Genomic DNA, 13,693 nt, shown 5'->3' with positions numbered 1-13,693 from the left:
TTCTAATTCACACTTTTCACTGTTGCAGTTCCTCTTATTGTTGGACCTCCATTACCCATTATCATTGATTGCATTGGATCTCCTTTTCCACAATTAGTTATTGGTCTTATAGTAAAATCATTACCGCATGCATCAATTGATTCAAAAAATTCAGGGGCTGTACCCATGACTATGACATCTTTTAACATGTCTGTGATTTCTCCATTTTCGATTTTTTGTGCATATTGGCAAGATATGCTCCAATTGTATCGTTTCATATCTATTGAAGGAATTTTCATATTCGAAATCAAATATCCATGCTTGACTCCTTTGATCATTTCATTTACTTCCCAATCTCCATTACCTATGCATGTACATGCCATGCGAATTAGAGGCATAAATCGATAATTTGTTGCTCTCATGTTGCCAGTAGGTATAGAATTGAATATTTTTGATGTCTCTCTATTTTGCATGTGGTTTTTTAAAATTCCTTTCTCGACTAGGGTAGTTTTTTTAGTCTCTACTCCTTCATCATCAAAGTAATACCATCCTAAACTTTCTTTTATTGTGGGATCATCAAAGACATTTAGATTCTCTGAAGCTATTTTGGTTCCAAGTTTGTTTTTCCACCATGCTCCTCCTGCCCATGCCATCTCTTTTCCTAACACTCTGTCTGCTTCTGATGGATGTCCTAGTATTTCATGTGTGAGCAATGACACAAAATCTGGATTCATGATAACGGTTGTTTTTTCTTCTTTGATTGGCTTTGCACTTGTTAATTGCGCTGCTTTAACACCAATCTCTTTTGCACTGTGTTGAACTTTATTTTTATTAGTTATTTGTTCTAATCCTCCTCTTCCCCCTTCAGTAATGTTTATTGATTGTGTAATTCCCTGTTCATGAGCTGTTGCTGTCATTTCTATTACCACATCAGTAAAATTTTGTTGAATTTCAGAACCTTCTGTATTTACAAAATATTTTGAATTAACTGTATACCATGGATTGATAACTGACTTTATGATTTTGGGTGTTTCTAAAATGATTTTATTACATTCAATTCCTAAACTAATTATTTTATCTAATGATGGTTTTTTTAAAACTGGAAAATCTATTTTTACTTTTTTTGGAATGTTTGGATAAAGATCAACTTTATTTTTTTGACTTTTTGATCTGTTGCTGATATTTTTAATTGAATAATCCATGCTTTCTTTGATTTGTTCAAATGATTTTGGATTTGTAATTGAAAAAAATCCCCACATTCCGTCTTTGATTATTCTTATGCCTATTCCAACATCGTCGTTTATTCTGACGTGCTCTGTCTCATTATTTTCTATTAATGCCGACTTTCGTTTTTGCTGTTCTGCCCTGGCATCACAGTACTGGAGTCCTAACTTTTCTGAATATTTGATTGCCTTATCTGCTAAATTTAGTAATCTTGAATCCACATTATCTACAATTCTGAGTGACTCGTAAGTCTTCTGCTATCTAATGATTTGAAATTGCAGGCATGGTGAAATAGTATTCATCCTCAAAATCATAATCTGTAGTACCTTTTTTACGTAAAAATTCAAAATATTGAGTGCAATTATTGTAAAACTCTGTATTTTTACTCTTAATTTCACTCATGCTTTGATTATCAAAATATCCATTTTGTCAAGAGTGTGAGAGATTTTAGTTCTGAAAGTATGTTTTCTTTAAGTAGATTATAGTGGAGTTTTGTTTTTGTCTGGGATTTCTTTTGGGAGTGAGAATGAAAATGTGGCTCCCTGATTGGGTGTGCTGCTGACCCATATTTTTCCAGAGTGATAATCTATAATTCCTTTACAAATGGCTAATCCTAACCCACTACCCCCACGCTCTCTGGTCAGCGTGGCATCTACTTGGTAGAATTTTTTAAATAGATCATTTTGTTTGTCTTGTGGTATTCCTATTCCATCATCTTTGACATGCACTATTACTTCTTTTGGATTATCTTCTATGCTGATCTTTATCTCTCCTTTGTCTGATTGAATTGCATTGATGCTGTTTCTGATCAAATTTGCTATCACTTGAGAGATTCTATCTGAATCGTGCACTATCTGAATATTTTCCCCTTCTGAAAAAATTTTTATGTTTTTTGATTCTGCTTCTATTTTGAATGGTTTTATAGCTTTATCTACCGTATCTCTAATTCCGCTAATTGTTTTTGTCATTTTCAATTGTCCTAATTCTAATTTTTGTGCATCCAGTAAATCTGAAATCATTGAGAGTAGCGTTTCAGAGCTTGATTTGATGATGCGTATTCTTTCTTTTTGTTTTGACGTCAATTTTCCTAAATGCTCACTAAGTAAAATATCTGAATATCCCTGAATTGGAACCAAAGGTGTTTTTAATTCGTGAGTAATCATAGCTAAGAATTCATCTTTTGCAATATCTGTTTTTTTTGCTTCTTCTTCTTTTTCTTTAATTGTTTTTGACATGATGTTGAAATTCTCAACTAATTGCCCTACTTCGTCTTTTCCTGAATATTGTATCGTTTCTCCATACATTCCCTCCTTAATCTTTGATATGGCTTGAATGATTGCTTCAAATGGATTTAATGATTTTCTGATCATAAATAGAACTATGAAGAAAATACCTATGTCTACTGCTAGAATGGTTTGAACAACTATCAAATCATCAGATTTATGTTCAACAATTTGCGTACTCCATTTTTGAAGAACACTGTCAATGTCTGAATAAAACACTTCTTTGTTTTCAATCATTTCATTCTTAGCTATATTGAACTCTGGGGAAAGTAATACACGCTCTTCTAAAATCATGATTTTCGGCTGCATTGATTCCCACAATGGGTCTAGTTCTCGTAATGAATTGGATTTTTCTCTTGGCAATGGAATTAACTCTTCGTGTTCTGCTCCTACACTTTGAACATCCAAATCTAAAGTGGATATCTGCAATAGCTTTCTAAGACCTATATCAAATTGTAACCTCTTATTTTTTAATTCTTCTTGAGTATTGGTGCCTTCTCCAATTGAAATCAATAATGTCTGTTGTCCTATGATCTTACTGCATTCGAGTAGATCTTTGACTATCTCTTTGTGTCTAGAATAATCCCTGTCTAAACCTTCTATTTCTTTATTGAGTTCATTTGCTGTTAAAACCAAGTCATTGTTTTTTCTTAAAATATAATTAATTGCACTTAATGCTTCTTGATCAAAAACTGTTATTTTTTCAATTTGGCGTGTTGAATCTTTAAAATTCTTCCAAGAAATTGTAATTTTTTCATATTCCGAATTTAACGAATAAGGAATTTTTTCTATTGTTTGCCCATCAACTACTCCTCCAGACTTGATTGCTTTAATTGTGTTTTCAACACTCTGAATTTTTTGTTCTAGAATTTCTTTGTCTTCCATGTTTCCATTAGCTACTGATATTGCTGATGTCGCAATAACTTCGGAATTTACCTTTACATCTGCTATTTTGAGGATTGAGATTGACTGATTTGAATCACTACTGGTATCTTGATAAAATAAGAATAAGTTTAACACTGCTACAAAAATTAATATCGATACCAAAAAGTATGTCTTACTAATTAGTTTCACAACTAGATTTTCTTACCACAGAGTATAAAAATAATGGTACGACTTTAAATTATTTGATATGAGCGATGAGTTTTTGGATGTTGCTAAAAGGGAAATCGGTGAGGAAATCTGTGGGTTAGAATCTCTTCTGGATAGATGTAAAGATGATCATGACGTTGTTGAAATTGCGTCTAAATTTCAGAAACACACCCACAAGATTATGGGGCTGGCCCCAATGATGGGAAATGCTTCTCTTGGTGAAGTGGCTAAATCCCTTGATTCATTATTGAAAAAATTTACAGATGTTGATGCTGTTGGCATCTTTTCTTTACTGTCTGAAATATTGCCTTTCATGAGATCTTTAATGATTGAGCCTGATTATGATTCTGTGAAAGTTAATGAAAAAATTTCCAAAATTGAGAATTTGTCAAACTAGTTAATCTATTTAAAATACAGTTGAGTCTATTTTATAATGGCAAAGATCCTGATTGCTGATGACTCTGATGCAATCCGACTCGTTTTAAAAGATATTATTTCTATTGGAAATCATGATGTAGTTGCTGAAGCCATCGATGGTGAAGAATCTATTGATTTGTATAAGGAGGTAAAGCCTGATTTGATTTTATTGGATTTGGCAATGCCCAAAAAGGATGGGTTGTCAGTTGTTAAGGAAATAATTTCATTTGATTCTAATGCCAAGATAATTCTCATCACTGCTAGTGATGATCAAAAAATTATCCAAGAATGCATGTCTCATGGTGCATTGTCCTATATCTCAAAACCGTTTGATTTCAAAGTTGTCTTAAAAGGGATTGACGACGTTTTAGCAAAGTAATTTAGGGTATTGCAATAATTCTAAATGATTAACGCCTTGACAAAAATTGTTTCTGATACTAGTGTAATAATTAATGGTCAGCTTACTGCTCAAATTGAATCTGGCAGTATTAGAAATTCTGATATCATTATTCCACAAGCTGTTTTTGATGAACTTCAATCTCAAGCATCAAAGAACAAAGAACAAGGATTCATTGGGCTGGAAAGAATTCAAAAACTCAAATCCTTATCTGGGAGTCATGGGTTAAATGTTGTTGTTAGTGGTTCTCACCCTTCTTCTGATGATATCAAACTTGCCAGCAGTGGCAGGATAGATGCTCTAATTGTCGACATGGCAAAGCAAAATAATGCTATATTGTACACTTCTGATAATGTACAGCATTTGGTTGCGCGTGCTGAAGGCGTCGAAACAGTATTTTTAAAATCTGAAATAAAAAATGAATCTTTGGAATTTCTAAAATTTTTTGATTCTGAAACTATGAGCATACATCTTAAAGAAAATCAGTGTCCTTTGGCAAAAAAAGGCAAGCCTGGGGAATTTGTGCTGACAAAACTAAGTGATGAGATTCTTTCAAAGGATTATTTGGAAATGATCTCATCACAAATTTTAGATGTAGTAAATGTGTATGATTCTAGCACCTTGGAGATATCCAAAAATGGTGCTTCTGTAGTTCAACATGGCGATTATAGAATAGCTATTACATATCCTCCTTTTTCAGAATCTTTTGAGATTACAATAGTGCATCCTATTGTGAAGTTATCCCTTGATGATTACACAATTTCTGAAAAATTAATGGAGCGTTTTTCTGACAGTGCGGAAGGCATTGTGATTTCAGGAGCTCCTGGGTCTGGAAAAAGCACTCTTGCCTCTGGTCTTGCAAATTTCTATCATAAAAAAGGAAAGATTGTAAAAACATTCGAGTCTCCACGTGATTTACAAGTTGATCCTGGAGTTACCCAATACAGTAAACTTGATGGAAGTTTTGACAATTCTGCAGATATTTTATTACTTGTAAGACCAGATTATACAATTTTTGATGAAGTAAGAAGACGCGAAGATTTTGGAACTTTTGCTGACTTGAGATTAACTGGGGTTGGTATGGTGGGAGTCGTTCATGCAAATTCCCCATTGGATGCAATTCAACGTTTTATTGGGAAAATTGAGCTTGGAATAATTCCAAATGTTTTGGATACTGTAGTTTTTGTAAAAGATGGTGGAATTCAAAAAGTGTATGATTTGGAATTAAAAGTTAAAGTCCCAACTGGTATGACTGAATCCGATTTGGCTCGACCTGTAATTGAAATTAGAAATTTTGAAGATAATGTTTTGGAACATGAAATTTACACATTTGGTGAAGAAAATGTCATCGTTCCTGTAGGAAAAAAGGCAGATAAAGTTGGAATTGAAAAACTAGCTGAAGACAAAATTAAAGAAACATTCAAGCGTTATGACCCTCGCGCTGAAGTTGAAATTTTATCTGACAATAGAGTCAAAGTCATGGTCGATGAACAATACATTCCATCTATTATTGGCAGAGGTGGCTCAAACATTAATGAAATCGAAAAATTACTCCGTGTACATATTGACGTTGTTCAAAAAACATCTGATGATATCTCACTGACCACTAATGATTTACCATTTAGTTTTTCAGAATCAAAAACTGCATTACTGCTAACTGTAAATAGAGATTTTAGCTCAATGCATGCTGACATCTATGCAAATGAGAAATTTATTGCATCTGTTAGAATTGGTAAAAAAGGACAAATAAAAATTCCAAAGCGTTCTGATGTTGCAAGAACCTTGATGGATTTTTCTAGGTCCCAAAGTGATATCAAAATCTTCCTTAAAGATTTTTAAAATTCTCAATAATCTTTGGATTTGCTTTCAAAAACGTTATGAACTTTCTTAACTGTTTGATTGTTTTAGGATTCAAGTGATGCTCAATTCCCTCTGTATCTTGATTTGCAGTGTCATATCCTACCCCTAAGATTTCAAAGAACTCTAACAATATCCCATGTTTTTGTCTTATTCCTTCTGCAATCTCTATGCCTTTTTCAGTTAGATTAATTCCATGATATTTCTCATATTCTAAAAATCCATTCTCATCAAGTCTTTGCAGCATTTTGGTTACACTTGGAGCACTGACATTCATGTATCTTGAAATATCCAATGTTGTGGCATATCCTTTTAATTCCACTAGTTCTGAAATGATTTCCAAATAATCTTCCATTCTTGTACTAGAACGTGCTCTCTCTGATTGGTGTGCAGCTTTGATTGAATCCAATCTTTTAGAATTTTTAGATTTCATGTGGTCTTTGTATCTAAATAAAATCTAGTATAATTGAGTGTCTTTTGAGTTGAATTTAGTTACTCTTTGTTGACTCGAATGTGACGGGAGTTGATCTTAGTTTCTTAACTAATTTCTTCTAAATCAAGGTTGGAATGGTTGATCCTCTAAAGGAACGTCTAGATAAATTAAAAAAATTCTCTGACTCTGCAAAACGTAGGGCGAATTTGTATGCTGAAGTTACTAGTATAGATGACAAGCATACTGCCCGGTCATTAGGTGCTCTTCAAAAAGCTCCAGCTCCTGGCAAAAAACTGCAAAAAATTGGATTTTTAATGTTATGGGTTCCTGAACCTACTGGAGTTACTTGTGCTATTGGAGGGCCAATGATTGTTGCAGGACGATATCTTGACAAGAAATACAATGGTTCAACAATTCATGACGTTGGGCATACTACAAAACATACAATGTCTTCAATTAGTGATTTTAAGAATTCAGTAATGTAATCCCCTAGTTTTTAAAAGGATTGAGACAAATCTATTCATGACTACTCGTGCTCAAGCATTAATTCCTATTACAATAGCTGCCGTAATCATTGGGGTTATTGGAATGCTTACGCTTCCAAGTGACAGTAAATTAGAATCTGTTGAATTTCCTAGAGGTGCTATCTTAGTAGACGACATAGCACTTGAAGTACAAATCGCAGATTCTGAACCACGACGTGTTAGAGGATTGATGTTTCAAGAGCAATTGCCTTTTGATCAGGGAATGATCTTTGTATTTGATGAACCTGGATTGTATTCTTTATGGATGCTAAACATGCAATTCTCTTTAGATATGATTTGGTTTGATGCTGATGGAAATGTTGTACATATTGAAAAAGATGTTCCTCCATGTAAAACTGTAGTAGAAATTACTGGTTGTCAAAGTGTTGTACCTGATAACGAAGCAACGTATGTTCTTGAAGTCACATCTGGCTTTGTTGAACAAAATAACATTACTGAAGATTCCAAATTGACAATTATATCCATTTGATATTGCAAAGCCTTATCTTTGAATAAAAAATTTGCAAATTATGAATAAATTCATTGTGATTCCTGTCATTCTTGGGATTGTAGCAGTTATTTTGATATCCTCTATGTCGATAAATAAAACTCCTGACACTACATCAATTTATGAATCTGGTTTTACCTATTATGACATTGAAAAAATTCAAGACACTCTAGCTGAAAAAAATATTGTGGTGTCTGCACCTACTCCGATCACTGATCATACAATCAGTCAATACTGTGCATATTTTGAAAATGGTCTGCCTATGACTGTGGAATATTGTACCACAACCGCTGTATTGGATTCTGAAGAAACTACGCTAGGAAATATCAACATTGGAGGCAGTATTCAATCTCCTGTTATGGCAGTAGCTAATCTTGAAACTAAAACTTTGGAATCTAACCAAGACGATGTTGTTGCAATATTTGAGACCATGATTGAAACTCTTGTTTGCGACTGCTGGGAGGATGAGGAATCCAAAGATTATGAATCAATTTCTGCCTGGATTTTGGCTGCTCAGAAATTCTATAGTGATTCTAATGGCCGGAATATTAAATCAAAAATTGATAATTTGAGCAATTCTGAAATCTTTTTAGAAATCACGTCTAAAGAAAATTCGGTCTTACAGACATTAATTATTCTAAAGTAGTTTAATTATATAATAGAAAATTCTCTGATTGACATTACAATGATTGATCAATTATGGCTAATTCCTCTGGGGTTTGCAGCTGGAATTTTAGGTTCTATGATTGGTCTTGGTGGTGGAGTAATTGTTGTCCCAGTCTTGACTTTTCTGGGATTTCCTCCAACTGCTGCTGCAAGTAACAGTTTGTTTGCTGCATTAAGCAATGCAATTGCATCTACGATTTCTTATTCAAAACAAAAACGAATCGAATATCCTTTAGGTCTTAAACTAGGTTTGCTTTCAATTCCTGGAACCGTTTTGGGTGCATTGATTTCTAGCGATGTTGCACCTGATGTTTTTAAAATACTGTTTGGATTTGTATTAATTGCATCTGCTGCATACATATTTTTGAGAAAAAAAATTGAAACTAGAGAAAAAACAATTTCAAAACAAATGACGGTCTTTGCAATTGGCGCAAGCTTTTTTGCAGGAATTATCTCTTCTTTTTTTGGTATTGGAGGGGGAATAATCTTTGTTCCTTTAATGGTAGTTGGCATGGGAATGGCCATGAAAAAAGCTGCACCCACATCCCAAATGATTCTCTTGTTTGCATCATTTTCTGGAGTTGTTGTACACAGTTTGTTGGGACACCCTGATTTCTTTCAAGCAGGACTGCTTGCTATTGGTTCTTTTATCGGGGGATTAGTTGGCGCGAGATTATCCATTGATATCAAAGAACGCTATTTGCAAATTCTGGTTTCTGTAGTTATTCTAATTGCATCTGCAAAATTATTCTATGATTCTTTATCTGGTAATGTATTCGGATTTTAGTCTTGGTATTTTTTATCTTTTTATACTAATTTTGTAATGTATATTGTTCGCTAGGTCTTATGATCTAGAGGCGGGGGAGACTAGTCGGCTCTCCTGTATTATAATTAAAATAATTCTTTTTCCAATGATGTAGGGTATCAATTAAACTCATCATAATTTTGAAACATTCTATATGTTGTCTTTGATATATGCAAAAATAATCTCTTGGATTAGTCTGTTTTCCTGTTTGAGTTTTGATTTTTATCTTGGTGGTTCTTTTTTGATTCGATAAATATTCTTTTTTGATATTAGAACTGTTTCATCTTCTTGATTCATTCCTTCATAATCTACAAAAATTTTCCCATACTCTTCGTCAACGTCTTCCTTTTGAGATACTGTAAATTTTAATTTTAATACTTGATCTGTGTATAGTGGTTTAAGAAATCTAGTGCTTCTATTTCCCCATTCAGAATCCCCGTCAGTGCCGACCAAAATTATATCATTTCCATAAATCTGACTTAATCTTGTAAATTCCCCTTCCATTCTTGATAGAGCTGCTCTTCCTGAAACTAGATGTTGTTCTCCTTTCCTTTTATCTTCCAAGAATGCATTTTTGACTCTGGAAAATTTTAGATATTCTTCTAGTTCTTTGTCTGAAATGCTACATGTAGAATAAAATGAATCTCCTACTCTGAATTCAGAAAATTTTTTCATTCCTATCTTAATTCATCTACACAGAAGGTTACTTCTGATGATGAAGCAGAACTATCTGATACTAGGAAATTAAATGCATCTGCAATTCTTTGATTATTTGGTTCTGACCCTGTAACTGAACCTGGGAAAATTGTGAATATTCTGATTTTTGAATTTAACACATCGCTTAGTTCTTGATTTACAGTTGTTGTAAATGGCCTTAGTGCTCCTCTGAATACTTCTACTTGTGCTCTTTGTGTTCCTGTGACTTTTCTTCCAATCGGCAAATCTGGTCCTATGATCATTATTGCCCCCTTTGCATCTTTGTAAAGGCGAGGATCTTTACTTCCACCTGGCACAAATTGCTCCAATGCTCTTTGTGCAACGTTTGCTGGGGTTGAGATGAATTTCTCAGTTAATTCTTCCCATGCCGCGCGTGATAATTCAGTTAATTTCAACCCATCTGATAATTTTCCTGTAATGTGAATAATTCCTAAAATCTCTCCAATGTTTGTTTTTGCAGTGTTTAGCCATCTTTCTACTTCCTCTGGATTTTTGATATCTACAACATGGGAATGGAATTTGCTGCTAATGTATTCTTGAAGATCAGCTGGTGTTGATTGTGAAATAAAGCATGCTACTTTTCCTCCGTTCTTTTCAACATGTTGTGCCAAAAATTCTACTCTTTCAGCATCTGTTTTGTCTGTTGCATCAATTGTAAATACTATAGCCTTTCCTGCGAAATCCGGTTGATGAACTCCTGGGGTTGTGGTTCCAATATGTGGTTTTACTGGATAAAATACTCTGTCTCCTGGTATGACTTTGCCGTTTAGAATTTTTGCAATCTCATCATCACACAAGTTGAGAACAGACTCTGAAACCTGACCTTGTGAAAGAAATTCCTGATTTGCAATCATATGTGATGTATTGTTTTGTACTTTTTCTGCTATGGTTTGAATTTTGTTTAGCAAATTTGTTAATGTCTCCGTAAGTTTAGCAATATCTTTGCCGTTTGCTAATTTTTCTGCTGCTTTTGCAATACCGTCTTTGATAACCCTTTCATCTTCTCCTAGTAATGGGAGTAATTCTTTATTTGCAGCATCAACTTCTACAGGGTTAAGATCTTCAAAACCACTGACTCTCATAAATTCTGCTGCAGCTTTTGGATATACTGTTTTGTAAATTCTATCTGAATGTACTGGGCCAGGATTTGTTGCAATCGAAATTATTCCTTTATCTGTTAATTCCCAAGACATTAGTTCTGCTAGTCTGTTTTTAGCACCTTGAGATGCAGTATATGGACTTCTAAATCTATATGGTCTTTGTTCTAATGGACGTTCTTCAGTAAAGAACGTTGAAATTGTAATGATTTTTCCACCTGGCTTCATTACTTTTAGTGCTTGAACAGAGCCCCAGAATGTTCCTGTTAGGTGAATTGCAATTGTACTTTTGAAATCATCCATTGATGCATTTGCAAAACATGTAACAGGACCTGAAACTCCCGCATTGTTAATTATGAAATCTATTGTAACATTATCTTTAACAAGTGATTCAAACATGCCATTCATAGCTGCTTCATCAGCAACGTCTACTCCTGAAAATATTCTAACCGACGCTCCGCTATTTTTCTCAGAAATAATCCCTTCTAGCATTTTGGCTGTTTCATCTAATGGTTCTCTTCTTCTACCAAGAATTATTACACTGGCACCATTCTCAACAAATCGTTTGGCAATGGCTTGACCGATACCTGTGCCACTACCTGTAATTAGTGCAAGTTTATTTTGGAATTTTAACATAGATAAACTGACAGAACTTCTGTGATATTTATTTTGATTGATCTCAATTTTAAATTTTTTCTTGATATCTTTATTTGTGGGTATGATTCATGGTGATTAATGCATGATACAGAGTCTGACACATTTGTCTATCAATCATGGCCTGAAAAATTTGCTGATATGTTAAAAAAGATCGGTGTTGATTCCGAACCAAAAGAAATTGGAACTGATGAAGTTGAAAAAGATGATTACTATAGTAGATATTTTGCTCAAACACCTAGAATGGTAACTAATCGTGGATGTATTGATATCAAGAATTCTAACATTGATGTTGTACAAATAATTCAAAAGGGATAATCATGCAAGATCCAAATCCACTTCCATGGGGCGCATTAGATAGATTTCAAGCCCAATTCATAGTGAAGAAAGAAACTGGTCGTAATTACAATAATTATGTTGCAAAAACTAAACTTACTACAAAAGGCCATTTTGCCTCAAAATCTGTAGTAAAGGTTGAATGGATTGGTTCTGGCAGCCTATCATCGAAATTAAATGATGATACTGAGCTAAATGAAATGATAGCAAAACAATCTGTCAAAGATGCAACTATCTATGTTGAACCTACTAACAAAGCAGTTAGAATTAGAAGCAAGTGGGATAATCATATTGCTTTTGGAATTACAAAAGAACTCTTTGAAATCTATGATCGCATAGCAGGTCACATTAAATCAGTCTAGGCTTTCCACCAATCCAAAGCCAAGAAATCTACTTTATCTTTATCTTTTGGAATTGCCAAAATGAATTGTTTCTTGACTGATGATGCAAGTCTTCCTGCTAAAACAATTCCTGTTGATTTTATTGGTTCACTTCTTGTATAAACTTGAACCAAAAATGGTGCGTGATCAATTCCGGGACCTTTCTCATATACTGCAAAGTCACATCCGAATTTGATTCCGGGATTAATGATGTATCCTTTATCTCTGAAATTTTTGTATACTAGATATTTTTTGTCAAATTCATGAACTTCTTTTTTACAAATTTCAATTAATTGCTCTACTGAAATTTTTTGTTTTGATTTTGTAATTGTGATTTTTTTATTTTCTAAAAGATATAATCCTTCAATGAGATCCAAAATTAATGGAGCGTCTATTTCTTCAATTTTTGGTTTTGGTATTCCTATTGGTTTTCCATAATATCCTTGGCTGAAAAGTTCTTTTGAATCTTCAATATCCCATACTATTATCCTGTTTTCAATTAACTCACTCTTCATTAACAACATAAACAATTCTCTGTATATGAATTCACTAGTAAATTATGGGGTTTTTAGAATATGAAAATAAAGTAAAAATGTGAGAATATTGGTTGATTATAGGCTTAATGCTAATAGAATAAATGAATCTGACACTCTTTGACATTTGTCTGACATTTCTTCAATTCCTTCTATTACATCTTTAATCAATAACAGTTCTTTTGTGTTCGTGACTTCGCTTAGAAGTTTTATTGTTGCTGCTCTGTATTTGATGTCTATCTCTCTTTCAATTGTTTGAGTTTCTTGAGCTAACTCAATTGCATTAGCAGTGTTCGTGTTAAGACTTCGAATGATTTCATTTAGTTTGTAAACTTCGTCTACCACTAACTCAATCAGTTTTGTAATGTCTTGGTCCAGTTTTGCACTTTTCAATGTTGTAATTTTAACATTTGAGAGTTTGAATGAAATGCCTGTGATGTAACCTGCAATTTCGTCCATTGTGTATGCTGTGTTTAGAAGATTTTCTCTATTCATGATCAATCCTCCCACATCTGCAACTTCACGTGTAATTTTTCTTCTCAAGTTTTCTACTTCTTCTTCGATTGTTGAAATTTGCTCTAATGTGTTTTTGATTCCTGCTTTGTCTTTTTTCATCATCAATTCAGGTAGTGTTGCAAGTTCTCTGGATGCATTTAGAATTCTGTTGATTTCGTCTTGTAAAACTGCTATAGCCTTTCTTTTTGCTTGAACTTCAAGCTCTCCGCTATACATAACATAAATGAAAAAACCTCGAGGTAATTTAAATCCTCTATGATTTTTGAACTTATTTG

17 protein-coding genes are annotated in these 13,693 nt (G+C 33.6%); 9 read left to right on the top strand and 8 right to left on the bottom strand.

Annotation, left to right across the window (positions count from 1 at the left end; genetic code table 11):
* Positions 1–2: 2 nt before the first annotated feature.
* The 3 genes from NSED_RS06255 to NSED_RS06250 form a co-directional block, all read right to left on the bottom strand.
* Positions 3–1,424 carry a TldD/PmbA family protein gene (locus tag NSED_RS06255; RefSeq protein WP_014965409.1) on the bottom strand — a complete coding sequence of 474 codons (1,422 nt, stop codon included), beginning with the start codon at positions 1,422–1,424 and terminating at the stop codon, positions 3–5.
* A gap of 40 nt (positions 1,425–1,464) precedes the next feature.
* Positions 1,465–1,605: a hypothetical protein gene (locus tag NSED_RS10525; RefSeq protein ID WP_016940279.1), complete on the bottom strand. Its 141-nt coding sequence runs from the start codon at positions 1,603–1,605 to the stop codon at positions 1,465–1,467.
* A 77-nt stretch (positions 1,606–1,682) separates the two neighbouring features.
* Positions 1,683–3,533, bottom strand: coding sequence for a HAMP domain-containing sensor histidine kinase (locus tag NSED_RS06250; RefSeq protein WP_014965408.1), 1,851 nt, complete (start codon positions 3,531–3,533; stop codon positions 1,683–1,685).
* Positions 3,534–3,618: 85 nt separating this feature from the next.
* Between NSED_RS06250 and NSED_RS06245 the strand changes: the two genes are divergently transcribed.
* The 3 genes from NSED_RS06245 to NSED_RS06235 are packed head-to-tail and all read left to right on the top strand — an operon-like array spanning position 3,619 to position 6,231.
* Positions 3,619–3,975: a hypothetical protein gene (locus tag NSED_RS06245; RefSeq protein WP_014965407.1), complete on the top strand. Its 357-nt coding sequence runs from the start codon at positions 3,619–3,621 to the stop codon at positions 3,973–3,975.
* A 36-nt stretch (positions 3,976–4,011) separates the two neighbouring features.
* On the top strand, positions 4,012–4,374 hold the full coding sequence (locus tag NSED_RS06240; RefSeq protein WP_014965406.1) for a response regulator: 363 nt from the start codon (positions 4,012–4,014) through the stop codon (positions 4,372–4,374).
* Positions 4,375–4,398: 24 nt separating this feature from the next.
* Entirely contained in the window at positions 4,399–6,231 is a 1,833-nt protein-coding gene (locus tag NSED_RS06235) for a PINc/VapC family ATPase (protein WP_016940280.1), read from the top strand.
* Here the strand turns inward: NSED_RS06235 and NSED_RS06230 are convergent.
* Positions 6,218–6,682, bottom strand: a complete 465-nt coding sequence (locus NSED_RS06230; RefSeq protein WP_014965404.1) for a metal-dependent transcriptional regulator — start codon at positions 6,680–6,682, stop codon at positions 6,218–6,220. The two genes, NSED_RS06235 and NSED_RS06230, sit on opposite strands and share 14 nt — an antisense overlap.
* Positions 6,683–6,816: 134 nt before the next feature.
* On the opposite strand from NSED_RS06230, the gene NSED_RS06225 reads away from it, so the two are divergent.
* The 4 genes from NSED_RS06225 to NSED_RS06210 are packed head-to-tail and all read left to right on the top strand — an operon-like array spanning position 6,817 to position 9,167.
* Positions 6,817–7,167, top strand: a complete 351-nt coding sequence (locus NSED_RS06225) for a hypothetical protein (RefSeq protein ID WP_014965403.1) — start codon at positions 6,817–6,819, stop codon at positions 7,165–7,167.
* A gap of 37 nt (positions 7,168–7,204) precedes the next feature.
* Positions 7,205–7,696 carry a DUF192 domain-containing protein gene (locus NSED_RS06220; RefSeq protein ID WP_014965402.1) on the top strand — a complete coding sequence of 164 codons (492 nt, stop codon included), beginning with the start codon at positions 7,205–7,207 and terminating at the stop codon, positions 7,694–7,696.
* A 40-nt stretch (positions 7,697–7,736) separates the two neighbouring features.
* Positions 7,737–8,360, top strand: coding sequence for a hypothetical protein (locus NSED_RS06215; protein ID WP_014965401.1), 624 nt, complete (start codon positions 7,737–7,739; stop codon positions 8,358–8,360).
* A 39-nt stretch (positions 8,361–8,399) separates the two neighbouring features.
* The gene (locus tag NSED_RS06210) at positions 8,400–9,167 is read left to right on the top strand and encodes a sulfite exporter TauE/SafE family protein (RefSeq protein WP_014965400.1); all 768 of its coding nucleotides are present in this window, start codon (positions 8,400–8,402) and stop codon (positions 9,165–9,167) included.
* A 240-nt stretch (positions 9,168–9,407) separates the two neighbouring features.
* Here the strand turns inward: NSED_RS06210 and NSED_RS06205 are convergent, their stop codons facing one another.
* Both NSED_RS06205 and NSED_RS06200 read right to left on the bottom strand, forming a co-directional pair.
* Entirely contained in the window at positions 9,408–9,860 is a 453-nt protein-coding gene (locus NSED_RS06205; RefSeq protein WP_014965399.1) for a hotdog family protein, read from the bottom strand.
* Between the two features lie 2 nt (positions 9,861–9,862).
* Positions 9,863–11,635, bottom strand: coding sequence for an SDR family NAD(P)-dependent oxidoreductase (locus tag NSED_RS06200; protein ID WP_014965398.1), 1,773 nt, complete (start codon positions 11,633–11,635; stop codon positions 9,863–9,865).
* A 99-nt stretch (positions 11,636–11,734) separates the two neighbouring features.
* On the opposite strand from NSED_RS06200, the gene NSED_RS06195 reads away from it, so the two are divergent.
* On the top strand, positions 11,735–11,971 hold the full coding sequence (locus NSED_RS06195) for a hypothetical protein (protein WP_014965397.1): 237 nt from the start codon (positions 11,735–11,737) through the stop codon (positions 11,969–11,971).
* A gap of 2 nt (positions 11,972–11,973) precedes the next feature.
* Positions 11,974–12,351, top strand: a complete 378-nt coding sequence (locus NSED_RS06190; RefSeq protein ID WP_014965396.1) for a hypothetical protein — start codon at positions 11,974–11,976, stop codon at positions 12,349–12,351.
* Here the strand turns inward: NSED_RS06190 and endA are convergent.
* A complete protein-coding gene (endA, locus tag NSED_RS06185) occupies positions 12,348–12,884 on the bottom strand; it encodes a tRNA-intron lyase (RefSeq protein ID WP_014965395.1) in 537 nt (178 codons plus the stop codon). The two genes, NSED_RS06190 and endA, sit on opposite strands and share 4 nt — an antisense overlap.
* A gap of 96 nt (positions 12,885–12,980) precedes the next feature.
* A complete protein-coding gene (locus tag NSED_RS06180; protein WP_014965394.1) occupies positions 12,981–13,634 on the bottom strand; it encodes a DUF47 domain-containing protein in 654 nt (217 codons plus the stop codon).
* Positions 13,635–13,693 lie beyond the last annotated feature (59 nt).

The sequence above is a fragment of the Candidatus Nitrosopumilus sediminis genome (assembly GCF_000299395.1).
Lineage (GTDB): Archaea > Thermoproteota > Nitrososphaeria > Nitrososphaerales > Nitrosopumilaceae > Nitrosopumilus > Nitrosopumilus sediminis.
The sequence above is the reverse complement of the archived record's forward strand: the minus strand, read 5'-3'. Positions and strand labels throughout refer to the sequence as shown.